The sequence below is a fragment of the Pseudomonas sp. Kh14 genome, assembly GCF_900291005.1.
GTDB lineage: Bacteria > Pseudomonadota > Gammaproteobacteria > Pseudomonadales > Pseudomonadaceae > Aquipseudomonas > Aquipseudomonas alloputida.
The window spans coordinates 52334-76581 of record NZ_OLKJ01000036.1 but is presented as its reverse complement, the minus strand read 5'-3'; the positions used below and the strand labels follow the sequence as shown (position 1 = coordinate 76581).

Annotated in this window: 21 protein-coding genes; all 21 read left to right on the top strand. The window is 59.1% G+C overall.

Annotated elements, in window-relative coordinates:
* Window positions 1–252: 252 nt before the first annotated feature.
* Window positions 253–1182: a ketoacyl-ACP synthase III gene (locus FQ668_RS20965; RefSeq protein WP_003254453.1), complete on the top strand. Its 930-nt coding sequence runs from the start codon at window positions 253–255 to the stop codon at window positions 1180–1182.
* A 393-nt stretch (window positions 1183–1575) separates the two neighbouring features.
* Window positions 1576–3018 (top strand): flagellin, encoded by a 1443-nt coding sequence (locus FQ668_RS20955; RefSeq protein WP_014590127.1) that lies wholly within the window; start codon window positions 1576–1578, stop codon window positions 3016–3018.
* Between the two features lie 76 nt (window positions 3019–3094).
* Window positions 3095–3451: a flagellar protein FlaG gene (locus tag FQ668_RS20950; RefSeq protein WP_014590128.1), complete on the top strand. Its 357-nt coding sequence runs from the start codon at window positions 3095–3097 to the stop codon at window positions 3449–3451.
* Window positions 3452–3534: 83 nt separating this feature from the next.
* Window positions 3535–4923 carry a flagellar filament capping protein FliD gene (fliD, locus tag FQ668_RS20945; protein ID WP_019438375.1) on the top strand — a complete coding sequence of 463 codons (1389 nt, stop codon included), beginning with the start codon at window positions 3535–3537 and terminating at the stop codon, window positions 4921–4923.
* Between the two features lie 127 nt (window positions 4924–5050).
* Window positions 5051–5452 carry a flagellar export chaperone FliS gene (gene fliS / locus FQ668_RS20940; RefSeq protein WP_019438376.1) on the top strand — a complete coding sequence of 134 codons (402 nt, stop codon included), beginning with the start codon at window positions 5051–5053 and terminating at the stop codon, window positions 5450–5452.
* Window positions 5453–5468: 16 nt separating this feature from the next.
* The gene (locus FQ668_RS20935) at window positions 5469–5762 is read left to right on the top strand and encodes a hypothetical protein (RefSeq protein WP_014590131.1); all 294 of its coding nucleotides are present in this window, start codon (window positions 5469–5471) and stop codon (window positions 5760–5762) included.
* 168 nt (window positions 5763–5930) lie between these two features.
* Window positions 5931–7406, top strand: a complete 1476-nt coding sequence (fleQ, locus tag FQ668_RS20930; protein WP_010955093.1) for a transcriptional regulator FleQ — start codon at window positions 5931–5933, stop codon at window positions 7404–7406.
* Between the two features lie 274 nt (window positions 7407–7680).
* Entirely contained in the window at window positions 7681–8451 is a 771-nt protein-coding gene (rfbF, locus tag FQ668_RS20925; RefSeq protein ID WP_014590132.1) for a glucose-1-phosphate cytidylyltransferase, read from the top strand.
* Window positions 8433–9509, top strand: a complete 1077-nt coding sequence (gene rfbG / locus FQ668_RS20920) for a CDP-glucose 4,6-dehydratase (protein ID WP_014590133.1) — start codon at window positions 8433–8435, stop codon at window positions 9507–9509. Before rfbF ends, rfbG begins: the two co-directional genes overlap by 19 nt.
* Window positions 9502–10824, top strand: coding sequence for a lipopolysaccharide biosynthesis protein RfbH (gene rfbH / locus FQ668_RS20915; RefSeq protein WP_014590134.1), 1323 nt, complete (start codon window positions 9502–9504; stop codon window positions 10822–10824). The genes rfbG and rfbH overlap by 8 nt, the downstream gene beginning before the upstream one ends.
* Window positions 10824–11516 (top strand): sugar phosphate nucleotidyltransferase, encoded by a 693-nt coding sequence (locus FQ668_RS20910; protein ID WP_014590135.1) that lies wholly within the window; start codon window positions 10824–10826, stop codon window positions 11514–11516. Before rfbH ends, FQ668_RS20910 begins: the two co-directional genes overlap by 1 nt.
* On the top strand, window positions 11513–12877 hold the full coding sequence (locus FQ668_RS20905) for a CBS domain-containing protein (protein ID WP_014590136.1): 1365 nt from the start codon (window positions 11513–11515) through the stop codon (window positions 12875–12877). The genes FQ668_RS20910 and FQ668_RS20905 overlap by 4 nt, the downstream gene beginning before the upstream one ends.
* Entirely contained in the window at window positions 12874–14772 is a 1899-nt protein-coding gene (locus FQ668_RS20900; protein ID WP_014590137.1) for an N-acetylneuraminate synthase family protein, read from the top strand. The genes FQ668_RS20905 and FQ668_RS20900 overlap by 4 nt, the downstream gene beginning before the upstream one ends.
* A gap of 26 nt (window positions 14773–14798) precedes the next feature.
* Window positions 14799–16604 (top strand): thiamine pyrophosphate-binding protein, encoded by a 1806-nt coding sequence (locus FQ668_RS20895; protein WP_230678087.1) that lies wholly within the window; start codon window positions 14799–14801, stop codon window positions 16602–16604.
* Window positions 16601–17359, top strand: a complete 759-nt coding sequence (locus tag FQ668_RS20890; RefSeq protein WP_019438379.1) for a TylF/MycF/NovP-related O-methyltransferase — start codon at window positions 16601–16603, stop codon at window positions 17357–17359. The genes FQ668_RS20895 and FQ668_RS20890 overlap by 4 nt, the downstream gene beginning before the upstream one ends.
* On the top strand, window positions 17349–18407 hold the full coding sequence (locus FQ668_RS20885) for an FkbM family methyltransferase (protein ID WP_019438380.1): 1059 nt from the start codon (window positions 17349–17351) through the stop codon (window positions 18405–18407). Before FQ668_RS20890 ends, FQ668_RS20885 begins: the two co-directional genes overlap by 11 nt.
* 85 nt (window positions 18408–18492) lie before the next feature.
* The gene (locus FQ668_RS20880; protein WP_023389425.1) at window positions 18493–19473 is read left to right on the top strand and encodes a hypothetical protein; all 981 of its coding nucleotides are present in this window, start codon (window positions 18493–18495) and stop codon (window positions 19471–19473) included.
* Entirely contained in the window at window positions 19470–20750 is a 1281-nt protein-coding gene (locus FQ668_RS20875; RefSeq protein WP_019438382.1) for a hypothetical protein, read from the top strand. Before FQ668_RS20880 ends, FQ668_RS20875 begins: the two co-directional genes overlap by 4 nt.
* Window positions 20750–21664: a hypothetical protein gene (locus tag FQ668_RS20870; protein WP_014590143.1), complete on the top strand. Its 915-nt coding sequence runs from the start codon at window positions 20750–20752 to the stop codon at window positions 21662–21664. The genes FQ668_RS20875 and FQ668_RS20870 overlap by 1 nt, the downstream gene beginning before the upstream one ends.
* 86 nt (window positions 21665–21750) lie before the next feature.
* Window positions 21751–23070 (top strand): FkbM family methyltransferase, encoded by a 1320-nt coding sequence (locus FQ668_RS20865; protein ID WP_014590144.1) that lies wholly within the window; start codon window positions 21751–21753, stop codon window positions 23068–23070.
* 91 nt (window positions 23071–23161) lie between these two features.
* Window positions 23162–24223, top strand: coding sequence for an NAD(P)-dependent oxidoreductase (locus FQ668_RS20860; RefSeq protein ID WP_230678086.1), 1062 nt, complete (start codon window positions 23162–23164; stop codon window positions 24221–24223).
* Window positions 24224–24248: the final 25 nt, after the last annotated feature.

Sequence of the window (24248 nt, the reverse complement as noted above, 5' to 3'; positions counted from 1 at the left end):
GTCCAGTGCCCGCCCGGTCATTCCGCAAATTCCCCAGTCCCCACACCCTCGCCACGGCTTTCGTAGCATTTCAATGTGACCAATGAGTCAAAACGCTCATCTTCCCTGTATTCTATGCAGCAGCTGTTGCAGCATTTTGTTACCGGTGCGCAGGCGAGCCCTGGCTACAACCCCTGGCGGTGACCGCTCCGGTATTTGGCGCCCTCAATTCATCGAGTGGTGGTCTTTGGCTGTTTTCATTGGGAAGCCAGAATGATTGGCATCAAAAGCATTGCGAGTTACGTGCCCACCGCTGGCCTGGACAACTACGTTCAGGGTGCGAAGTTCGGCAAGGACGAAGAGTTCATGTTCGGCAAGATCGGTGCGTCGTTCCTGCCGCGCAAGGCCGAAGAGCAAGAAACCTCCGACTTGTGCGTAGAGGCCGCCCAGGCGCTGTTCGCCAGCAACCCCGACCTTGATCCGCAATCGATCGATGCGTTGATCGTGGTCACCCAGAACGGCGACGAAGAAGGCCTGCCGCACACCGCAGCCATCGTCCAGAGCAAACTTGGCCTGTCTACCCGCGTGGCGGCATTCGACGTGTCGCTGGGCTGCTCCGGCTATGTGTATGGCCTGTATGCGATCAAAGGCTTCATGGAAGCGGCAGGCCTCAAGAACGGCCTGCTGATCACCGCCGACCCGTATTCGAAGATCGTCGACCCGGAAGACCGCAACACCACCATGCTGTTCGGCGACGCCGCCACCGCTACCTGGATGGGTGAAAACGCGGTTTGGAACCTGGGCCAGGCGCGTTTCGGCACTGACGGTTCCGGTGCCGAGCACCTGAAAGTCAGCGACGGCAAGTTCTTCATGAACGGCCGCCAGGTATTCAACTTCGCCCTGATCAAAGTGCCTGCGCACCTGCACGAGTTGCTGGACGCCAGCGGCCTGAAGTCGTCGGATATCGACGCCTTCTGCATCCACCAGGGCAGTGCGGCGATTGTCGACGCCGTGGCGCGACGCTTTGAAGAGCAACACCCGGAGAAGTTCGTCAAGGACATGCTGGAAACCGGCAATACGGTGTCCTCCAGCGTTCCGCTGCTGCTGCAGAAGCACATGCTCGATGGCAGCTGGAAGCGCGTGGCGATCAGTGGCTTCGGCGTGGGCCTGTCGTGGGGCTCGGCCATCCTGTACCGCGACTGATCCCCAGTCAGCCCACAAAAGCGCCCGGCGGCCCCCGCCCGGCGCTTTTTTTCTGCCGAAAATAAACTTCTGCCTGACGCAGCCCATTGTAGGAGCGGGTTTACCCGCGAAGAAGGCAGCTCGGTCTATGGCACCGGCTTCGCCGGTGTTCGCGGGTGAACCCGCTCCTACAGACGGAATGAGGCATTCAGCCCAGCTCGAACAGTTTTTGACGCCAATAAACCGCCCTTAACCCCTTGATTTCTCGGGGCTGGCCCCATGCCAGTATTTTTTTTTTGAAAAAACCCTCAAGCAACCCGCGCACCCGACGATAACCATTACGAAGGTTCTCTAGGCCAATCCGGCGGTTGCCAAGGCCGGAAGCCGCAGTACCCATCCAACGAGGATTTCGTCATGGCTTTAACTGTAAACACCAACATTGCGTCGATCACCACCCAGGGCAACCTGACCAAGGCGAGCAACGCTCAGACCACTTCGATGCAGCGTCTGTCCTCGGGTCTGCGCATCAACAGCGCTAAAGACGACGCTGCCGGCCTGCAGATCGCCAACCGTCTGACCAGCCAGATCAATGGCCTGGGCCAGGCTGTGAAGAACGCCAACGACGGTATCTCGATCGCCCAGACCGCTGAAGGTGCAATGCAGGCCTCGACCGACATCCTGCAGAAAATGCGTACCCTGGCCCTGTCCTCGGCTACTGGCTCGCTGAGCGCCGACGACCGTAAGTCGAACAACGACGAATACCAGGCTCTGACCGCTGAGCTGAACCGTATCTCGGAAACTACCACCTTCGGTGGTCAGAAGCTGCTGGACGGTTCCTACGGCACCAAGGCCATTCAGGTCGGCGCCAACGCCAACGAAACCATCAACCTGGCGCTGGACAACGTTTCGGCCAAGAGCATTGGCTCGCAGCAGATTAAATCCGGCACTATTGCGCCAAGCGCTAGCGGCGTTGCAGCAGCAGATCTGGTTGTAACCGGCAACGGCCAAACCAAGACTGTCAGCTATGATGAGGGTGCTTCGGCCAAAGATATTGCTGCCAAACTCAATGGCGCAATCGGTGGTCTGACTGCCTCTGCCAGCACTGAAGTCAAGCTGGCTGTTGCAAGTGGTGCAGCAGCCACTCCTGCCAACTTTGACCTGACCGTTGGTGGCAGCACCGTCAGCTTCATCGGTGTTACTGACACTGCAAGCCTGGCTGATCAGCTGAAGTCCAACGCCGCCAAGCTGGGTATCAGCGTCAACTACGACGAATCGACCAAGAGCCTGTCGGTGAAGTCGGACACTGGTGAGAACCTGAAATTCACCTCGCAGGCCGGCGCTGATGCCATTTCTGTGGGTGCGCGTGATGGCAATGGTGATTTCCCGGGCACGCTGACCACGCTTTCCGGTACTGCTAATGACACATCAGTTGTAACTGGCCAGATCTCCCTGGACTCTGCAAAAGGTTACTCGGTAGCCGATGGTGCAACCGGTACTGGCGCTACTGACCTGTTCGGTGCAGCTTCCAAGTCTTCGGCCAAGACCACCATCGCCGATACCGATGTTACCGACGCCACCAACGCCCAGAACGCTCTGGCCGTTATCGACAAAGCCATCGGTTCGATCGACAGCGTCCGTTCGGGCCTGGGTGCTACCCAGAACCGTCTGCAAACCACCGTCGACAACCTGCAGAACATCCAGAAGAACTCCACCGCTGCCCGCTCCACCGTGCAGGACGTGGACTTCGCTTCGGAAACTGCCGAGCTGACCAAGCAGCAGACTTTGCAGCAGGCTTCGACTGCGATCCTGTCGCAGGCTAACCAGCTGCCATCGTCGGTCCTGAAACTGCTTCAGTAATTCAGGCGCTTGAGTGAAGGGTGAAAGGGCGCGTTTACGTGCCCTTTCACCCTTTTTGACATGAGGAGTTCGAAACATGGACATGAGTGTCAAGCTGAACCAGGTGTATCCAGCCGTGTTACCCCAGGTGCCAGGAGCTGATCGCGAGCGGGATCCGGCTACGCCTGCCAAGGTGCAGGAAGCCGCTGCCTCCGATAATCAGCCACACTCGCGCGAGGACCTGGAAAAAGCGGTTGGCGAAATTCGTGATTTCGTCCAGTCGAGCCAGCGCCAGCTGGACTTTTCCATTGACGATTCCACGGGTCGGATTGTAGTCAAGGTGATTGCTACCCAGTCCGGTGAGGTGATCCGGCAACTTCCATCGGAAGCTGCGCTGAAATTGGCGCAGAGCCTCAGTGAAGCCAGCAGCCTGCTGTTCGACGGTCAGGCATAGGCTGGCATGATTTTTGTTGTTGTCGACTATTTGATGGATTTATCCGCCAAGGATCCGGCAGCTACTGAACAAGGAGAGCAATGATGGCAGGTACAACAGTCAGCGGTATTGGCTCGGGCATCGATACCCAGGCGATCGTCGATTCCCTGGTGGCCGCGCAAAAAGCGCCCAAGCAGGCCCAGATCAATACCCAAACGCTGAAGGCAACCACCACGTTGTCCTCTATTGGCAAGATTCAGTCAGCCCTGGATGCATTCCGCGGCGCTTTGACCAACATGACCGATACCAACAGCTTTGGGGGTCTGAGCCTGAAGTCTTCGGATGAAAAGGTCGCGACCGTCACCATGGGGACTGGGGCTGCGAACGGCTCGTTCAAGCTGATCGTCGACAAGTTGGCGACTGCGTCAAAAGTTTCGACCAAAGTGTATGCAGATGGTGCGGGATCGGTAGTCAATAGTGGCAGTACATCGACTACGCTGACCATCAGTCAGGGCGGCAAGGACTTCGACCTCAGTGTGCCCGCCGGCGCCACATTGCAGCAGGTGCGCGACAGCATCAATAGCCAGTTTGGCGTAGCGGGCCTTAGCGCCAACGTGCTGACGGATGCCAATGGTTCTCGCCTGATCGTCACCTCGACGAAAATGGGGGAGGGCTCTGACATTACCCTTTCCGGCAATTCGGGCATCGATACCGGCTATACCGTTGTCGATGAGCCGACGGACGCCGAGTACACCCTGGACGGCATTGCCATGAAGTCCAAGACCAATGACATTACCGATGCTGTCAGTGGTCTCAATATTAAGCTGGTGGGTGTTTCACCGATCAACGCTACCAGTAGCGAGCCTACGGCGACCATCCTCTCCCTGACTACCAGTTCCACAACGTTGAAGTCGGGCCTCAAAGGTTTCATCGATACCTACAACGCATTGTTGAAGGTGATGAACGCCGAAACCAAAGTGACCAAGAATGCCGATGGCACCATGACGGCTGCGGCGCTGACGGGTGATGCCACAATGCGCACATTGATGAACTCCATTCGTGAGGAACTCAATGCGGTAGCAGGCAACGGTACCTTGAAGTCGCTCGCTGCTTTTGGTGTCACTTCGGCCCAGGACGGCGGTGCGCTGAGCCTGGATGACAAGAAGTGGGACAAGGTTGCTTCCACCAACGCGGCGGACCTGACCAGTATTTTCAATGGCAAGGATGGCCTGCTGGCGCGCCTGCAAAAAGTCACCGAGCCATTCGCCAAGGCCGCAACCGGCACCCTCGCCGAACGCTCCAAAGTTCTGAGCGAAAGCCTGACCAAACTCAAGACCGAGCAGGACACCCTGGACGCCCGCATGGAAGCCCTGCAAAAGAGCCTGCAGGACAAGTACAACAACATGGATACCCTGGTCACCCAGCTGCGCCAGCAGCAGGACTCGGTGCTGAGCACCCTCAATGCACTGAACAAGGCGAACAGCGACGATTGATCCGTGAACCTTGCATGAAGTCCTGCAAGATGCCGGGCTTCATGTCATCGGTCGGTAAAGTTTTTCGCCGCCTGCCCGATACAAGGAATATCTCCCCCTTTAAGCCTGCCAGTCACGAGGTCGCAAGATGAATCCCATGAGAGCCCTTCGTCAGTACCAGAAGGTCAATTCCCATGCCCAGATTTCCGAAGCCACGCCCCATCGCCTGGTGCAGATGCTGATGGAAGGCGGCCTCGATCGCATGGCGCAGGCCAAGGGTGCGATGGCGCGTGGCGACATTGCGGAAAAAGGCCTGATGCTGGGCAAGGCGATCGACATCATCATCGGCTTGCGCGATGGCTTGTCGCCTGAAAAAAGCGAAAACCCGGAGTACGTCGAAAAGCTCGACGCCCTCTACGTCTACATGACCAACCGCCTGATGCAGGCCAATGTGGACAACGATGCCAGCATTATCGACGAAGTTGCCCAGCTGCTGATTACCGTGAAAAGTGGCTGGGACGGCATTGCCGACGCCCAGCCTGCCAGCTGATGGCAAGGAGATTACCGTGACCGCACTGCAACGCCTCGATGACACCTGCGATGCCCTGATCGGGGCCTTGGGTGAGCGTGACTGGGAAGCCATTGCCAAGCTGGATGTGGCGTGCCGCGCGTGCATCGACGAGGTGCTGGAAACCCATGCGATGGATCAGGCGTTGCTGCGCGAGAAGCTGGAAGGGGTGCTGCGGCTCTACCGCAATCTGATCGATGTGACAACCGGTGAACGCCAGGCAATTGCCGAAGAGATGATGCAGATCAATCAAGCGAAAAATGCATCGAAGGTTTACCATCTCTTCAGTTAAGATGCGCACGACTTAACAAAAGGCGCCATAAATTTGACTGTGTGGGCCTTTTTGACTTTACTAGTGGCTGTTTTCGAATTTCAGACGTCCGAACACTGACCATTCAGTCGGAATGATGTCGAGCACGCCCCTGCAGGGCGCCGATATGACTAGGGAAGTTGCTATTGCATGTGGCGTGAAACCAAGATTCTGCTGATCGATGACGACAGCGCGCGCCGCCGCGACCTTGCGGTGGTGCTGAACTTCCTCGGCGAAGAAAACCTCGCGTGTGCCAGCCATGACTGGCAGCAGGCGGTCGAGCCATTGTCCTCGAGCCGCGAAGTGCTGTGCGTGCTCATCGGCACCGTGAATGCTCCGGGCAATCTGCTTGGGCTGCTTAAGACAGTGGCTACCTGGGATGAGTTCCTTCCGGTTTTGCTTTTAGGTGAAATTTCTTCCGCCGAGCTGCCGGAAGACCTTCGCCGCCGGGTGCTTTCCAACCTGGAAATGCCGCCAAGCTACAGCCAATTGCTGGACTCGCTGCACCGTGCCCAGGTCTACCGCGAAATGTATGACCAGGCGCGCGAGCGGGGTCGCCAGCGCGAACCCAATCTGTTCCGCAGCCTGGTTGGCACCAGTCGTGCCATTCAGCACGTGCGGCAGATGATGCAGCAAGTGGCGGATACCGACGCCAGCGTGCTGATCCTGGGTGAGTCCGGCACCGGCAAGGAAGTGGTAGCGCGCAACCTGCACTACCATTCCAAGCGCCGCGAAGCGCCGTTCGTGCCGGTCAACTGTGGCGCGATCCCGGCCGAGCTGCTGGAAAGCGAACTGTTCGGCCACGAGAAGGGCGCCTTTACCGGGGCCATCACCAGCCGTGCCGGGCGTTTCGAGCTGGCCAACGGCGGTACCCTGTTCCTCGACGAAATCGGCGACATGCCGTTGCCGATGCAGGTCAAGCTGCTGCGTGTGCTGCAGGAGCGTACCTTCGAGCGCGTGGGCAGCAACAAGACCCAGAGCATCGACGTGCGCATCATCGCTGCGACGCACAAGAACCTCGAAACCATGATCGAGGACGGCACCTTCCGCGAAGACCTGTACTACCGCCTGAACGTGTTCCCTATCGAAATGGCGCCGCTGCGTGAGCGGGTGGAAGACATCCCGTTGCTGATGAACGAGCTCATTTCGCGCATGGAGCACGAGAAGCGCGGTTCCATTCGCTTCAATTCCGCTTCGATCATGTCGCTGTGTCGTCACGGCTGGCCGGGCAATGTGCGCGAGCTGGCCAACCTGGTCGAGCGCATGGCGATCATGCACCCGTACGGGGTCATTGGCGTGTCGGAACTGCCGAAGAAATTCCGCTATGTCGATGACGAAGACGAGCAGATGGTCGACAGCCTGCGCAGCGACCTGGAAGAGCGCGTGGCGATCAATGGCCACACACCAAACTTCAGCAACCACGCCATGCTGCCGCCCGAAGGCCTGGACCTCAAGGACTACCTGGGTAGCCTGGAGCAGGGACTGATCCAGCAGGCGCTGGACGATGCCAACGGTATCGTTGCGCGCGCGGCTGAACGTTTGCGTATTCGCCGTACTACCCTGGTCGAGAAGATGCGCAAGTACGGTATGAGCCGACAGGGCGGCGAGGACCAGGCGGAGGATTGACGCTTGGTAGGGCGCCTGAGATAGCCTCTTCGCGGGTTTACCCGCGAAGAGGCCGCCCAAATCACCCTCCATTCTTTCTTCTTCCGCGCTCGCTAGCCGGTCCGAATCGGCGCTGGCATGAGTTGAGCGCTCTTTGAAAAGCCCCCAGTAACAAAACCGATGCCGCACCCAGGGCGACCCTAAAGCAGGCATGCGTTTTGCTTTGACCAGCATAAAGGGCCTGGGGCCAGTTTTTTGTCGCCGCCCCCTCCGACCAATGCGGACCAACAACACAATGAAAGCAGTAATTCTGGCCGGGGGGCTGGGCACACGCATCAGCGAAGAATCCCACCTGCGCCCCAAGCCGATGATCGAGATAGGCGGCAAACCGATCATCTGGCACATCATGAAGATCTACTCGCACTACGGTATCAACGACTTCGTCATTTGCCTGGGCTACAAGGGCTATGTGATCAAGGAGTACTTCGCCAACTACTTCCTGCACATGTCGGACGTGACCTTCGACATGGCGGAAAATCGCATGGATATCCATAACCGCCACGCTGAGCCGTGGCGGGTGACGCTGGTGGATACCGGGGAAAACACCGCCACCGGCGGCCGCCTGAAGCGTGTCCGCGACTACGTCGGCAATGAAACCTTTTGCCTGACTTACGGCGACGGTGTGTCCGACGTCGATATTCCGCGCCTTATCGAATTCCACCGCCAGCACGGTAAGATGGCCACGGTTACCGCTGTACAGCCGCCGGGTCGCTATGGCGCCCTGGACGTGCACGGCGAACAGGTGCGTGGCTTTCAGGAAAAGCCGGCGGGCGACGGTGCCTGGATCAATGGCGGCTTCTTCGTGCTTGAACCGGCCGTGCTCGAATACATCCAGGGCGATGCCACCACTTGGGAAGACGAGCCCATGCGCCGTCTGGCCGAAGACGGCCAGCTGATGAGCCACTTGCACCGTGGCTTCTGGCAGCCGATGGATACCCTGCGTGATCGCACGTTGCTTGAAACCCACTGGAAAAACGGCGACGCAGCATGGCAGCTATGGCGCTGAACCCGGCATTCTGGGCAGGGCGCCGCGTCCTGCTGACCGGGCATACCGGTTTCAAGGGCGGCTGGCTGGCCGTGTGGCTGCGCCAGCTTGGCGCCGAGCTGCGCGGTTTCGCCTTGCCTGCCGCCACCACGCCATCGCTGTGGCAGGTCGCGCAACTGCAACAGCAGATTCCAGGTGATTTCGCCGATATCCGTGATGCCTCGGCCCTGGCGCGTGCCATGCAGGATTTCCAACCCGAACTGGTGCTGCACCTGGCGGCTCAGCCGCTGGTGCGCGAGTCCTACCGTGCACCAGGCGACACCTACGCCACCAACGTCATGGGTACGCTCAACCTGCTGGAAGCGGTGCGTGCCACGCCTTCGGTGCGCGCAGTGCTGGTGGTGACCACTGACAAGTGCTACGACAACCGCGAGTGGCCCTGGCCCTACCGCGAGCAGGATGCCCTGGGCGGCTTCGACCCCTATAGCAGCAGCAAGGCCTGTGTCGAACTGCTGTGCGCCAGCTACCGCGACTCGTTCCTGCGCTCCGCCGGCGTGGCCTTGGCCACGGCACGTGCTGGCAACGTTCTGGGTGGCGGGGACTGGTCTGCCGAGCGCTTGCTGCCGGATATCTTCCGCGCCTGGCAAGACGGTGAAGAAGTGGTCTTGCGCTATCCCCATGCGACCCGCCCCTGGCAGCACGTGCTCGACCCGCTGATGGGCTATCTGCAGCTGGCGCAGGGCTTGCTCACGGACGCCGAGCGATACGCAACAGCCTGGAACTTCGGCCCGGACAGCGCAGGGCTGGCCACCGTCGGCGAAATCGTCCGTCGTCTTGCCCTGCGCTGGCCAGGCGATGCGCGCTGGTCGGTCGCCGGCGATGTCCAGGCGCATGAAGCCAGTTTGCTGGCACTGGATTCCAGCAAGGCGCGGCAAGTGCTTTGCTGGGCACCGCGCTGGTCGCTGGATGACACCCTGAAACATACCCTGGACTGGCACCTGGCCTGGCGCGCAGGGCGTGACATGAACATCGTTACCCGCGAGCAGATCGCGGTTCACCAAGGCGGAATCCATGAGTGACAGTACGGCGCAGCAGTTGCGCCAACAGATTGCCGAGCTGGTCGGGCGCTATGCCGAGCTGCAGATGGCGCCCAAACCCTTCGTGGCGGGGCAGAGCAATGTTCCGCCTTCGGGCAAGGTGATCGGTGCCGGCGAGCTGCAGGCAATGACCGAGGCCGTGCTGGATGGCTGGCTGACGACCGGCCGCTTCAACGAGGCGTTCGAGAAGCGCCTGGCCAAGTACCTGGGGCGTCGCTGCGTACTCACCACCAACTCCGGCTCGTCGGCCAACTTGCTGGCGTTTTCCGCACTGACCTCGCCACGCCTCGGCGACCGGGCGATCAAGCCGGGTGACGAGGTGATCGGCGTTGCTGCCGGCTTCCCGACCACCGTCAACCCGATCCTGCAGTTCGGCGCGGTTCCGGTGTTCGTCGATATCGAGATGGGCACCTACAACATCGACCCGGCGCTGATCGAAGCGGCCATCGGCCCGAAGACCAAGGCCATCATGCTGGCCCATACCCTGGGCAACCCCTTCGACCTCAGCGTTGTGCGCGCCCTGTGCGACAAGCATGGCCTGTGGCTGATCGAAGACTGCTGCGATGCCCTGGGTTCCACCTACCAGGGTCGCATGGTTGGCGCTTTCGGCGATATTGGCACCCTCAGCTTCTATCCGGCGCACCATATCACCATGGGCGAGGGCGGTGCGGTGTTTACCGACTCGCCGTTGCTCAAGCGCATCATCGAGTCGTTCCGCGACTGGGGCCGCGATTGCTACTGTGCGCCGGGCGAGGACAACACCTGCAGCAAGCGTTTCTGCTGGCAAATGGGGGGGCTGCCGCAGGGCTACGACCACAAATACACCTACTCGCATCTGGGCTACAACCTGAAGATCACCGACATGCAGGCCGCCTGCGCGCTGGCGCAGATGGACCGGGTTGATGATTTCGTTGCCGCGCGCAAGCGCAACTTCGCTTGGCTCAGTGACCGGCTGGCCGGTTGTGCGGACAAACTGATCCTGCCGCAGGCCACCCGCGAAAGCGACCCTTCCTGGTTCGGTTATCCGATCACCCTACGCGATGGCTGCGGCATCAATCGCGTCGAGCTGTTGCGCTACCTGGATGAACAGGATGTGGGCACGCGCTTGCTGTTTGCCGGGAACCTGACGCGCCAGCCCTACATGCAGGGGCTGCACTACCGGGTTTCCGGTGAGCTGTCGGTGACTGACAAAATCATGAACGACACGTTCTGGATTGGCCTGTGGCCGGGCTTGAGCGACGACCATCTGGAACACGCGGCGCGCTGCCTGGAAACCTACCTGCAGAGGCCGTGCTGATGCGCGCCTACGTCCTGTGTGGTGGTTTCGGTACGCGTCTGCGCAGTGTCACTGACTCGCAGAAGGCCCTGGTTCCCGTTCGCGGTGAGCCCTTTCTGGCGCGCGTACTAAGCCAGTTGGCCCGTGCTGGCGTCAGCGAAGGTGTACTGTGCGCGCATTACCGCGCTGAGCAGGTGGCCGAGCAGCTTGCCGAGCTGTCTCGCCAGGCCGGTCTGCCGCTGTCGATGGTGGTGGAGGAGAACCCTCTGGGAACCGGCGGGGCGCTGCTCAACGCGTTGCGCGAGCAACCTGCGCAGGGGAGGTACTTGGTACTCAATGCCGACACTTTTGTGGAGGTGCAGGGTTACCGTCAGATGCTCCAGAGCGAAGGTAACGCGGTACTGGCGGCTCGGGTCAGTGACCGCAGCCGGTATGGCAGCTTGGCGCTGACTGCAACCGGGCACATGGCTGCGCTGCAGGAAAAGGGCGTGCCAGGCGCCGGCCTTATCAATGCAGGGGTGTATGCCTTCACCGCGTCGGCCTTCACCACTACGCCTGTTCGTGCATGCTCCATGGAGCACGATCTGTTGCCTGAGTTGCTCCAGCAAGCGGCCGTGACAGTTGTCGATTACAGCGGGCGTTTCATCGATATCGGCACGCCAGAGTCGCTTGCGCGCTACACCCACGAATTTCTTCCGGATACTTCGCTATGAGCCTGCTTGTGCAGACCCTCAGCATTGGCGATCGCCAAAGCATTCTCGATGCAGTCAAGTGCATTGAGGCAGGCGCCTTGCAGATCGCCTTTGTGGTTGCTGACGACCGCCGTCTGCTGGGCGTGGTGACCAACGGCGATGTGCGTCGCCACCTGCTGCAGGGCGGCCAGACCGACCTGCCAGTAACAACTTGCATGAACACCCACTACCGCGCTGTTCAAGCCGGTGCGTCGCGGGAGGAGTTGCTCAAGGCTTTCGACCTGGGTTTCAACGCCATCCCGGCCGTGGATGAGCAGGGGCGCCTGGTGGAAGTCTTTACCCGCCTGATGGCGGCCAGCCCGGAAGTACCGGTACTGGCGCGGGCCCGCGCGCCGGTGCGCATGAGCTTCTGCGGCGGCGGTGCGGACCTGACATATTTCTTCATTGACCACCCGGCAGCGGTGCTCAGCTGTACTGTCGGTCTTTATGCTCACGCCACCCTTGTTCCACGGAGTGACCGTGGCATCCGCATTTTCTCCGAAGATCTGGGGCGTGAGGAGGACTACGACTCACTGGCTGACCTGCTAGCCGCCAGTGAAAAAAGCCTGTTGGCGACCATCGTTTCGCTGATAAAGCCGCAATACGGTTTCGATCTTTACCTGCGTTCGGATTTCCCCGTGGGCTCCGGGCTGGGCGGCTCCTCCGCTGCCACCACAGCCACAATCGCGGTATTCAATGAATTGCGCCAGGATCGCTGGAGCACCTATGAAATTGCCGAACTGGCGTTCCAGGCCGAGCGCCTTTGCTTCGGTATTGCCGGTGGCTGGCAAGATCAGTATGCCTCGGCCTTCGGTGGCTTCAACCTGATCGAGTTCGAGAACCAGCGCAATCTAGTCCATCCGATTCGCCTGGAAGAGGCGATCCGCAATGAGCTGGAATCCTGCCTGGTCCTGTGTGACACCGGCATTTCTCACGATTCAGGCCGCCTGCACGACCTGCAGCGTGAGGAGATGCAGGCCGAGTCCTCTCAAACAGACCTGCTCCACGCCAGCGTAGCGCTCTGTCGACGCATGCACCGCTATCTGATTCGCGGTGAGCTCCGCGATTTCGGCCTGTGCATGGACGAAGCCTGGCGCCTGAAAAAGTGCTTTTCCTCGGCCATTAGCCATGGCCACCTTGATCAAATCTACGCCGCGGCGCTGGCTGCAGGCGCGCTCGGCGGCAAGCTGCTGGGTGCCGGTGGCGGTGGCTTCTTCCTGTTCTACGTACAGCCCCAGCATCGCCAGCGTGTGGTGCATGCGGTGCGCGCACTGGGCTGCCAGACTCAAGGTTTCCGCTTTGAGTCCTGTGGTGTAACTTCTTGGCGGACGAAAATTCAATGACCCCAATTCTTCTCGACGGCATTGCCCTGGGTGGCGGGCGTGTCTACGTCATCGCTGAGATCGGCAACAACCACAACGGCTCGCTGGCATTGGCCAGGCAACTGGTGGATGCAGCCATTGCGGCTGGAGCCGACTGCGTCAAATTCCAGCTGCGCAATCGCGAGGCGCTGTACCGGCGCAAGGCTGATGGCTCGCGTGCCGAAGATCTTGGCGTGGAGTACATCCAGGATCTGCTGGACAAGGTTGAGCTGAGCCTCGACGAGCACCGCCAGGTGCGTACTTATTGTGCGCAAAAGGGCATCACCTATCTGTGCACTCCCTGGGATGAGCCTAGCGTCGATGCCCTGGCCCACTTCGATGTGGCTGCCTTGAAAATTGCCTCGGCAGACTTGTGCAACCCTTACTTGATCGCCAAGGCCGCCAGCCTGGGTAAGCCACTGATCCTGTCCACCGGCATGTCTTTCGAGCACGAAATCATCCGGGCCATCGAACAGCTCAACGCGTTGGGCACGCCTTTCGCGCTACTGCACTGCAACAGCGCCTACCCGGCACCGGAAGCGGATATCCAGCTCGGCTACTTGTGCCGCCTGCAGGAGCTGCATGGCCTGATCGGCTATTCCGGCCATGAGCGCGGTATTGCCATCACCCTCGGCGCAGTGGCCTTGGGCGCCCGGTTGGTGGAGCGCCACATCACCCTGGATCGCAACATGGAAGGGCCGGATCACCTCGCCAGCCTAGAGCCCACCGAATTTCGCCAACTGGTGGACGGCATCCGCCAACTGGAACTGGCGCTGCCTTGGCAAGGGCCAGGTCGCCATGCCAGTCAGGGCGAATTGCTGAACCGCGAGAACCTCGGCAAGAGCGTGATCGCTGCCCGCGATATCCCGTGTGGTGCGTTACTGGAGCAGGGCATGCTGCGCATCGCCAGCCCCGGCCAGGGCCTGCCGCCGTACCGGCTGCCGGAACTGCTGGGCAAGCCGGTACGGCGCGACATCGTCCAGGGTGACTTCCTGTTCGAGAGCGACCTGCAGGAACAGCAACCCGAGCAGAAGCTGGCGTTCGACATGCCGGTTCGCTGGGGGGTGCCGGTGCGCTACCACGACTTCCGCGACTACCGGCGACGCATCGAGCCGGACTTGTTCGAGTTCCATCTGTCTTATCGCGACCTCAGCCTGAAACCGCAGCCATTCCTGGCCGAAGTGGACTGTTCGCGTCTGGTGGTGCATGCGCCGGAGCTGTTCGAGAACAGTGAGCTGCTGGATCTGGTTGCAGACGACCCGGCCTACCGTCGGCGTTCTATCGACAATCTGCAGCGCGTGGTCGATGCCACCCTGCAGATCGGCGAGTTCTTCCCTGGGGCTGATGCCCGGCTGATCGTCGCCAACATCGGCGGTTTCTCCGCCGACGCGCCGCGCCCGCTGGCCATGCGCCCCGAACTCTACGAGCGCTTCCATGAAGCCTGCCGCCTGGTGGACTTCGCCGGTACCGAGCTGATCCCGCAGAACATGGCGCCGTTCCCTTGGCATTTCGGCGGCCAGCGCCACCAGAACATTTTCATGATGCCCGACGAACTGGCGGCCCAGGCCCGCGAGCACGGCTTGCGCTTGTGTCTGGACCTGTCGCACCTGCAGATGACCTGCTTCCACTTCGGCCTCGACTTCCAGGCCGCGCTGGCGCTGCTGCTGCCGCATTCGGCGCACCTGCACGTGGCCGATGCCAAGGGTACCAACGGCGAAGGCGTAGTGATGGGTACCGGCGACATCGACTGGCCGGCCACCTGGGCGCAGATTCGCAATCATCCCGAAGTCAGCTTCATTCCTGAAGTCTGGCAAGGGCACAAGGATCATGGTGCCGGCTTCTGGTCGGCGCTGCAGTTTTTGACGCGGCTTGCTTAAGTGCCGGTTTCGAGAGGGTATTCAAGGTGACACAGACTGTCCGTGTAGCAGATTACATCATGGAGCGCCTGGCGCGTCTGGGCGTGGGGCAGGTCTACTTTCTGCCGGGAGGCGGTGCGATGCACCTCAATGACGCCCTGGGGCGCCACCCCGAGCTGGAGCCGGTGCTTTGCCTGCACGAGCAGGCGGCGGCTATTGCCGCCGAAGCAGCCGGCAAGCTCACGGGTGGCCCGGCAGCATGCATGACGACCTGTGGCCCAGGTGCGACCAATACGGTTACGGCAGTGCTGGGTGCCTGGCTGGACTCAACGCCGGTATTCTTCGTTTCTGGCCAGGTCAAGAGTGCCGACCTTAAAGCCGGTACCGGCCTGCGCATGCTGGGCGTTCAGGAAGCCGACATCGTGTCGATTGTCGAGCCGATCACCAAAGCGGCGTTCACCCTGACCGATCCCGAGGCGGTCGCCGAAGTCTTCGACCAGCTCGAACATGCCGCGCTCAGCGGGCGTCGTGGCCCGGTATGGCTGGATGTACCGCTGGACGTTCAGGCTGCCCGGATTGACCCGGCGACCTTGCGCCGGGCGCAGCGCCCCGTGGCTGCGGAGCAACCGGACATCCGTGCGGCGGTTGAGCAAACCGTGAGTTTACTGCGCCAGGCCAAGCGCCCAGGCATCATCGCCGGCAGTGGCATTCGCATGGCGGGTGCGGTTGATGCATTCAACCAGTTGATCGAAGCCGCAGGCGTACCGGTCATGCCCACGTGGCTGGCCATGGACATCATCGAAGACGAGCACCCGCTCTATGGCGGCCGTCCAGGCTCCATAGCACCGCGCTGGGCCAACTTTGCGCTGCAGAACTGCGACCTGCTGATCGTGCTTGGTTCGCGTCTGGATATGGCGCTGACTGCCTACAACCATGCTCACTTCGCGCCCTATTCGAAGAAAGTTGTGGTGGATATCGATCCGGCGGAAATCGCCAAGTTGCAGATGCCCATCGAGGTCTCCGTCGTCTCGGATGTGAAACCGTTCATTGAAGCCTTGGCTGCGCAGGTTTCCCGTGATCGCCTACCGTCCTACGCCGACTGGCTGGCGCGCATCGCGCAATGGCGCAAGCAATACCCGCTGTTGCAGAGCGAACACGCCGACGACAGCCAGGGCGTGAGCATGTACTACTTCACTGACCAGCTGTCCTCGCTGCTCAACGAAGGCGACGTGATCGCACCGGGCAGCTCGGGTTTCGCCTCCGAGTTGTTCCTGCTCAACCTGCGCCTGAAGAAGGGCCAGCGTTGCTTCCACAACCGTGGCACGGGGTCGATGGGCTTTGGCATTCCGTCGGCAATCGGCGCGTGTCTGGCCTCTGGCCGCCAGCCGACCGTGTGTGTTGAAGGCGATGGTGGTTTGCAGCTGAACATTCAGGAGCTGGCGACCCTGGCCGCGCAGAAACTGCCGGTCAAATGCTTCGTCATCAACAACCAGGGCTATGCCTCGATTCGTGCCTCGCAGAGTGCTCATTTCAAACTGCTGGTGGGTGCCGATGCCAGCAGCGGCTTGCAGCTGCCGGACCTGGCGCAACTGGCCAGTGCGTATGGTGTGGGTTATGCGCGCATCGAGTCGCACAAAGATTTGCAGGCTGATTTGCAGGCAGTGCTGGAGCGCGATGGCCCGGTGATCTGTGAGGTACTTGTGCAGATCGAGGAGCCGCGTGTTCCACGGGTGATGACGCGCATGGACGAGAACGGCAAGCCGGTAACCGGTGCGCTCGAAGACTTGTATCCGTTCCTCAGCCGCGAAGAGCTGGCACAGCAGATGGCTGTTTCGCTGGACCCTCAGAGATGAAGGTGTGGCTCAAGCGTCGCTTGACCGGGTTGTGCTACGGCTACCTGCGTAGCCAGCACGACTGGGCGCATGATAAATCGCCCAAGGTGCGTCATGCCCGCGTACTGCCCATGGCCAGCCACGCGCCGTGGGTCAATGACGCCGCGTTTTTGAAGGTGTACCAGACCGTGCGCCACGCCACCCTGGTCGACATCATGCGGCTGTACGAGTTGTGGACGCTGGCGCGCCAACTTGACAACGTTGAGGGCGACTTTCTCGAGGTTGGCGTATGGCGCGGTGGCTCGGGGTGTTTGCTGGCAATGGCCGGCCAGCGCGAGGGGCGTAGTGTTTTTTTGGCGGACACTTTCACTGGCGTAGTCAAGGCCGGGGCACATGACACCAGCTACAGCGGCGGCGAGCATGCTGATACCGGTGTTGACCTGGTTCTGGAAATGGCCAAGCGTTGCCGGGTGGCAGATAACGTACGCGTACTGGTCGGCATGTTCCCGGAGAACAACGCGGAACAGGTCAGTGACCGGCTGGCGTTGCTGCATATTGACGTTGACGTCTATGAGTCTGCTCGCGATGTACTGCTTTGGGCTGCGCCCAGGCTCGTGCGTGGAGCCGTGGTGGTTTTCGACGATTACGGGTTCTTTGGCTGTGAAGGGGTAACGCGCATGGTCAACGAGTTCGTGGCGCAGAACAGCGGATACCGCTTCCTTCATAATCTCAACGGGCATGCCGTCCTGATCAAGGTAGCCGATCATGGCGAATGAGTTCGGCTTCGACCAACTGTTGGTGTATGGGGCCAGGCTTGCCGGGCGGTGCGTGCGGGATTATCTCGTTGCGCGAGGGCAGCGCGTGGATGCCTTTCTCGACCGCGATGAGAGCCTGCACGACGTGGACGGCTTACCAGTCTTTAGTGCACAAGACTGGGCTGCTAACCATGACCCGACTAAAGCCTGTGTGTTGATAGGTTTGTTCAACGCCCATGTGGATACCAGGACCATTTTCGATGATCTGGAGGCGCTGGGGTTTGGTCGCATAGTCAGCCTGGTCGAATTCGTTCGCCTTTATCCAGAAGACCAGCCGTTTCGTTACTGGCTGGTTGCCCCCAGCTTTTACGAACAGCATGCAGCACGTATTGCAGCGTTGCGGGTTGCGCTGGAGGATGAGGCGAGCAAACAGCTGTTGGACGCGATAGTGAAGTACCGCACCTTGGGTGATCCGCGTTGCCTTCCTTCGGTAGCAGGGCAGCAGTATTTCCCGGCAGACGTGCCGGGTTTGCCTGAACCGCTGCGGTTCATCGATTGCGGTGCATACATCGGCGACACTGTTCAGGCGTTGCTGGCTGCCGGTTTTCGTTTCACCAGCCTGGCGACATTCGAGCCGGACCTGGATAACTATCGTCATCTGACGGCGCAACTTGGCCAGGTCCCGGGCGCAATCCATTTTCCCTGTGGCGTGTCAGGCAGCAGCCGTTTGAGTGGGTATGACCCCACCTTGGGGGCGGGGGGACATCTTGTAGAGTCCGGCGGGAACCCTGTGTGTTGTGTGCGCCTGGATGATGCCTTGCCCGGATTCGCGCCGAACTTCATCAAGATGGATATCGAAGGCGAAGAGCCGGCAGCCTTGCGCGGCGCGGCGGGCCTGCTGCGTGCACATCGTCCCCACCTGGCCATTAGTATCTATCACCGTGCGGAACACCTCTGGGAAATAGCCGAGCAATTGCAAGGCTTTGATTTGGGCTACCGCTTTTACCTGCGCTGTCACTCGCCCAGTACCTTTGATGCAGTGCTCTACGCTGTGCCTGAGAGGCCGTGAGTGCCACATGTCACGGTAGCTCATATGCTTTTTCATCAGCGAAATACGTAGCGGTCGCTGTGCAAGGAAATCGGATGTGCGATCAATGAATAAAATTTCCACGATAGAACAGCCTGTTGTCATTTATGGTGGCGGTCAGATAGGTGTTGGCTTTTGTCGGCGTTTGATGCAATGCGGTGTGAATGTTTGCGCCATCATTGATCGTAATCCGGAAGGCGTGTCGAATGCGCCTGTACCGGTGATGAATGTGGAGACGTGCATTCAAATGCACGGTGATGCGCTGGTGTTCGTGGCAATAGGAAATGGCCTTGCCCACCCCCCGATTGCGCGTACCTTGCGAAGCGTCGGCTATACGAAAATACTGCACTTGCCCGCGTTTCTCCGTGGAGAAAAAGCGGCCGCCATGACGCGCGCATGGAACGCATTTTATTCGGGTGATTATGCGGTGCCCTTTGCCAGTTTTGACGAGCTGTATACGGTGCACGCAGGTGACTACCTGCTGAGCGCGTTGTCAGATTATGTGACTGCCATTGTGCACAAGGACTATGTCTATACCGTAAGGCGATCTTACGATGGCATTGATCACGATTACGCTGACTACTTCAAGTGGCAAAATCAGGAACAAGATGTTATCGACAGGGCGACCAACGTCCGACTGGATGATCCGGTGGTCAAGGCACTGCTTCCTTTTGATGAATTGTTTACCCAAGCGCAGCTGGATTTTTATCGCGCGAAAACCTTTTTCGATATGGGGGATTATTATCGAGAGGCTGCGTCTGTCGCCGTGTTTGATAGCGCCGCGCACCGCTTCAATATTCTCGATGGCTCTCATCGCGCCTTCTATCTGGAGCGCCAGGGGTTTGACGGCATTCCGCTTAAAATGAAGCGGGCGGAGTGGGAGGCTTATTTCAGAGCGTACCAGGCACAGGCGCTGATGGATTATTGCAGGCAGCTGCAGTCGCTTCCTGTTGTCGTTACACATCCTGCTTTCATGTCGTTCCCCGTACGCGAGCGTGAGCCAGACGCGGAGTTCTTGCGCCTGCTCAAGGGAGTGTGCCCGGTATGATCTGGACTGCCGAGACGCCGATAGTTCTGTACGGTGCCGCCCATCGTGGGACGATGGTTTCGCGTTATCTGAGGGCTAGCTGCAATGTCACAGGCTTTATTGACAAGCGTGCTGCCGAAATAGAGCGTCACGAGGGGCTGCCAGTCACAAGTGTCGGGCATGCAGACAAATCTGCACTCGTGATCATTTGTGTAAACAATATTTTTGAGCACGAAAGCATTGCGCTTGGCTTGGCCGCGGAGGGGTTCGAACGGGTCATTTTTTGCCCGGTGAATGGGTCCAACATGTCGTGGCGATCTGCTGAAGACCGGGCGCAGATGGCAAAGCTTCATAACCATATCATTGACGAACAGCTGACCTTGCCCGTTGAGATCCCTGCACTGAGAGGGCTTTTTCATCCGGACTACAAGGATGATGCGCTCATCAGTGACGCGTCGGGGGACGTGCTGGCGTGGATACCGGCCTTGTTGGTCTGTGCGCGCCGTAACGGGAATGGCCTGTTCCAGGACAGTCCGGTGTTTACCCTGTTCCCCTACCTAGAGCTGTTCAAGTGGTTTGACGGTGAGGCGGGCGCAACACCGGACCACTACATGGACCTTTACTGTCGCAACGCGGCTGATCAATTTGGTATCGCGCAAACGGCCGCGTGGGTGGATAACGTGCTGAGAAGCCGTAGGCAGGTGTATGAGCGCATGCGGCAAACGGAATCTATCGATCCCTTGTTCTTTTTGAACCATGCGGTGAAGGCGGACTGGAACAGTGAAGAAAACCACTTCAACATGGACAGCGGCAAACACCGTGCCGCCTTCCAGATTCATCGCAAGCGGTCACTGGTTCCGCTGAAGCTGTCGAGTGCGGACTATGAGGCCTACCTTAATCACCCTGCTTTGAAAGCGCTGATTGATTGCATGGTGCGATCAGGCATCACCGAATTGCCCTATCCAGTAATGCACTCGTATTTTCTGAGAGCGCCGTATCGGGCAGAAAGTGCCTACTATGAGACGTTGCTGAAGTTGTGCCGTGTGCTGGTACTGAGAAACTTTAGCGAAACCGGCAGGGTCAGCCTCCGTGGCGTTCATCTGCGGGCAGAAAGCGCTGATCTCGAGCCTCTGGCCCAGGCGTTTGCGCTGCTAGGTTGCTCGATTCACTATGCTTATCAAGAAAGCGAGTTTGACCGTGGCGTCAGGGATTTGTACCGCATTTCCGATCGTTTCGCACAGTCGGCCGCTGCGCTCGAAGCGTATGACTTTTTACTGGATGAGTGGGTGGCTCGATAATGCGTGCGCAACTGATTGATGTGTGTGCGAAGCCTGACTTGCAGGCGCAGGTGGACGATGTTATCCAGCGAATGGAGCAGCACTGCCCGGTACGCGTTTTGTGCTATTCGCTGATGGGCTCTATTCCTCTTGGTATGGGGAATGCTTCGTCTGATTATGACCTGCTTGCGTTTTACGAGCCGCAGCGGGCAATAACCTCCAAGCAGTATGATGTTCTCAATAACAAGACGCCGCTGCTGGGTGCGGAGCACGTTGCAGGGCAGGTAAACTTGTTGCTTGCTGATATTGAACTGTGTGCTTTGAAATTTATGGATATGCCAGAGGCTGTATTTTCGCAGGCATACCCTCATCATCTTAACTCTCTGACCGTTCATGACGCCGCGTTTGATATCACTGTTGTGCCTGGTTGCAGCTCTCCCAAGGTTGCCTCGATTTTTTCCGATATGTTCTATTACGGCAACGGTGTGTTGACGGATCGCTTGGGTAGCGTGCGTGAAAATTTCGCAGAGATGAAAAAACTGCTTCGAGTCTATGACTTTTGCAAGCGCCGCTTCGTAACGACTTACGGCCGGCTTCAGCACTATCTTGTCGATGAGGGCAATGTCAGGCTACGTACCTACCTGCAAAGCATCAACGATATTTTGGCGATCGAGTATGCGCTTGACCGCCTGGATGTACCGCCGCCTGATATTTCGGTCATGCTGAATTATCTCGATGATGCAAAGGTGTCGGGAATTGCGCGGCACTATGTCGATGTTAACGGCAGCACCACGTCTGCAAAAGAAAAGCTACTGATTGATCCGAACTTGACGTTGAATCAGTGGATCGCTGAGCGACTGGAGCGTATCAGGCCGCGCTTGGCGGCACTGTACCCGCAGCGCGCAGATGCACTGTTCAATATCGTTATCGAGTGACAAACGCATTTTTCAGGTGCTTGGTTTTATTTTATGTTGCGGGATGGCAGTTCGTGGCCGTTCCAATCGGTTAGGCAGGTAATATGATGAATGCTGGCTTGTCCTTGCTCGGCGCCAATTTTTCAGCGATGCAGAAAGGTTGCATCTATTCATTTGCACTTCCGTCTGGCGAGCGTGTGCCGGTTTGCTGGTCGGATGCGCCTCTGCGTGATGCTCAAGATTACATCGTGATCAGGCACCCGTCTCGGCTGGAGGCTTTATCACGTCTGGATAATTACCCCAATATCAGGCGCTTGCTGGACTCGAACACTGGCCTGGCCGATTTGGCGGCGCTAAAGAAGCAGGTGCTCGGCTGGCTGAGTGAGGGGTTCTATATCTTTGGTGCCTTCAAGGTCGGTTTACGATTGGCGCTTCACGCGCAAACGCTAGGCGTTGAGGTCAAAGGTTTTCTCGACAATGACTGCGCGAAGGAAGGCGGTTCATTGGAGGGGATCTTGATCGCTCACCCATCCAGCCTTTCTCTGGACAACGCGGTCGTCGTTGTCGCGAGTGGCAGGCATGGCAACGCCATTTCCAGGCAATTGGGTCAGGTGCCGGGGATTCGCCTGGTCAACATGCATGAATTTCTATACGCGCTGGATGGCGCGGGGCCTGGCCTTGGATGCGAGAAGTTCTCCAGTTTTGCAGAAGCACCATTACGTGATCCCTGGCGGTTCATTTCTGCTTTTTTGTGCCTGGACGATGAGCCATCACGCAAGGTTTTTGATGCGTTGATTGGTATGCGCACACGCCTGTCAATTGCGTGTGCCGAGCAGGCCAAGTCGCCTTGGGATGAAGAGTATTTCGACAAGGCATTTGTACGGCCTGAACAGGCGGCGCGCTTTGTGGACGCCGGCGCGGCAGCGGGCGATACCCTGCATCGGCTAGAGAAACACTTTGGTCCGGTCGAGCAGGCCTGGCTGTTTGAGCCCGAATTACCCGCTTACTACGAGGCGCTCAAGAGTGTCTCGGACCGGCCCAGTGTCTGGCTGTTCAACATGGGGCTGGACGAAGTGCCCAGCCGGGCCATCTATCAGCCAGAGCTTTCGTATGATATTGCTGGAGAATTAAGCAGTGATGTGCCCGCAAGCATCACCTCGTTCATTCAGGGTGTACCGCTGGATGCCGTGGTGCCGGGCAAGGTTGGCTTGTTCAAGCTCGACATCGAGGGCATGGAGGCATCTGCCTTGCGGGGCGCACGTATGATCATCGAGCGCGACAGGCCCGCTTTGGCAGTCTGTGCTTATCATCGTTCTGACGATTATTGGTGCTTGATCGATGAAGTGCAGTCCATTCGCAGCGATTACAAGGTAGGCATGCGCTTGTACGCGGACATTCTGGAAGACATTACCCTGTATTTCTATTAGGCCTGTGGCCAGGCGGCCATTTTTTGGGGGCGCCTGAACTGCTGCTGCGTCTCCACTCCCGCGTTTAACCTACCCATGAGTCCTGACGCCAATGCCCGGATTTTCCTCGCTTTCACCCGTAATCAGAAACGCGTTGCTTGCCGTCCCCTCCACGCTTGGTTTGCACAACGCCCTGGCGGGGCAGCATGTGCTGTTGACCGGTGGTACAGGTTTTTTTGGATCATGGTTGTTGGCGTTGTTTCAGCAACTAAACCTGCAAGGCGCAGGGGTGAATGTCACCGTTCTGTCACGCAACCCATCCCGGTTTCTGGATGCGCAGCCTTGTTACCGTGAGTGCGCTTGGCTGCATTGGGTCTGTGGTGATGTGCGTGATCTGCTGACCGTTCCGGGTCAGCCTGTAAATCTGATTATTCATGCGGCAACTGAAACTTCCGCGGCTGCCCATGGCAAGCCGTTGGAAATATTCGACACCATCATGACCGGTGCGCGTCGGGTGCTCGACCTGGCAGTAAGGGATCAGGCGCGCGTGCTTTTTACTGGCTCCGGTGCGCAGTACGGGGTTCTGCGGGGAGGAGCCGATGAGGTCTCCGGGGTTGTGGAAGGCTTCGCTAGCGCTTGTGTCAGCAATAGCGCGGGAAGTGCTTATGCCGAAGGTAAGCGAGCACAGGAAACCTTGGGCGCGATTTATGCACAGACGCATGGCATTGACGTAATCATGGCGCGCTGCTTCGCCTTTTCGGGGCCAGGTCTGCCGCTTGATGGCCACTTCGCCATTGGCAACTTTGTTCGTGACGCCCTGTTTGCGGATCAGGTGGTGATCCGCTCTTGTGGGACGGCGGTGCGTAGCTATTTGCACGGTGCAGATCTGGCTGCATGGCTGTTGGTGTTGCTGGCACGAGGCAAATCCGGCGAAGCCTACAACGTTGGCTCCGATCAGGCGATCAGCATTGCCGATCTGGCGCGTCGGGTTGTTTCGCGAGTGGCTCAAGGAAAACAGGTGCGGATCATGGGGCGCCCCGAGGGTTCGGAACGTTCCTTTTATGTACCGGATATTGGCCATGCCCGTAGGTTGGGGCTGGACGTCTGGACCAGCCTGGACCAATCGATCGACAGCATGGCTGCCTGGGCGAAATCCCTGGGTGAACGAAATTGAATTTCAACGAGGCTCCGTGTAAGCG

Bases quoted from the DNA above. Each gene is read 5' to 3' on its own strand.
- FQ668_RS20900 (WP_014590137.1), top strand. From the start codon at position 12,874: ATGACCCCAATTCTTCTCGACGGCATTGCCCTGGGTGGCGGGCGTGTC.
- FQ668_RS20875 (WP_019438382.1), top strand. From the start codon at position 19,470: ATGATCTGGACTGCCGAGACGCCGATAGTTCTGTACGGTGCCGCCCAT.
- FQ668_RS20905 (WP_014590136.1), top strand. From the start codon at position 11,513: ATGAGCCTGCTTGTGCAGACCCTCAGCATTGGCGATCGCCAAAGCATT.
- rfbH (WP_014590134.1), top strand. From the start codon at position 9,502: ATGAGTGACAGTACGGCGCAGCAGTTGCGCCAACAGATTGCCGAGCTG.
- FQ668_RS20870 (WP_014590143.1), top strand. From the start codon at position 20,750: ATGCGTGCGCAACTGATTGATGTGTGTGCGAAGCCTGACTTGCAGGCG.
- FQ668_RS20890 (WP_019438379.1), top strand. From the start codon at position 16,601: ATGAAGGTGTGGCTCAAGCGTCGCTTGACCGGGTTGTGCTACGGCTAC.
- rfbF (WP_014590132.1), top strand. From the start codon at position 7,681: ATGAAAGCAGTAATTCTGGCCGGGGGGCTGGGCACACGCATCAGCGAA.
- fliD (WP_019438375.1), top strand. From the start codon at position 3,535: ATGGCAGGTACAACAGTCAGCGGTATTGGCTCGGGCATCGATACCCAG.
- FQ668_RS20950 (WP_014590128.1), top strand. From the start codon at position 3,095: ATGGACATGAGTGTCAAGCTGAACCAGGTGTATCCAGCCGTGTTACCC.
- fleQ (WP_010955093.1), top strand. From the start codon at position 5,931: ATGTGGCGTGAAACCAAGATTCTGCTGATCGATGACGACAGCGCGCGC.
- FQ668_RS20910 (WP_014590135.1), top strand. From the start codon at position 10,824: ATGCGCGCCTACGTCCTGTGTGGTGGTTTCGGTACGCGTCTGCGCAGT.
- FQ668_RS20865 (WP_014590144.1), top strand. From the start codon at position 21,751: ATGAATGCTGGCTTGTCCTTGCTCGGCGCCAATTTTTCAGCGATGCAG.
- FQ668_RS20860 (WP_230678086.1), top strand. From the start codon at position 23,162: ATGCCCGGATTTTCCTCGCTTTCACCCGTAATCAGAAACGCGTTGCTT.
- rfbG (WP_014590133.1), top strand. From the start codon at position 8,433: ATGGCAGCTATGGCGCTGAACCCGGCATTCTGGGCAGGGCGCCGCGTC.
- fliS (WP_019438376.1), top strand. From the start codon at position 5,051: ATGAATCCCATGAGAGCCCTTCGTCAGTACCAGAAGGTCAATTCCCAT.
- FQ668_RS20880 (WP_023389425.1), top strand. From the start codon at position 18,493: ATGAATAAAATTTCCACGATAGAACAGCCTGTTGTCATTTATGGTGGC.
- FQ668_RS20965 (WP_003254453.1), top strand. From the start codon at position 253: ATGATTGGCATCAAAAGCATTGCGAGTTACGTGCCCACCGCTGGCCTG.
- FQ668_RS20885 (WP_019438380.1), top strand. From the start codon at position 17,349: ATGGCGAATGAGTTCGGCTTCGACCAACTGTTGGTGTATGGGGCCAGG.
- FQ668_RS20955 (WP_014590127.1), top strand. From the start codon at position 1,576: ATGGCTTTAACTGTAAACACCAACATTGCGTCGATCACCACCCAGGGC.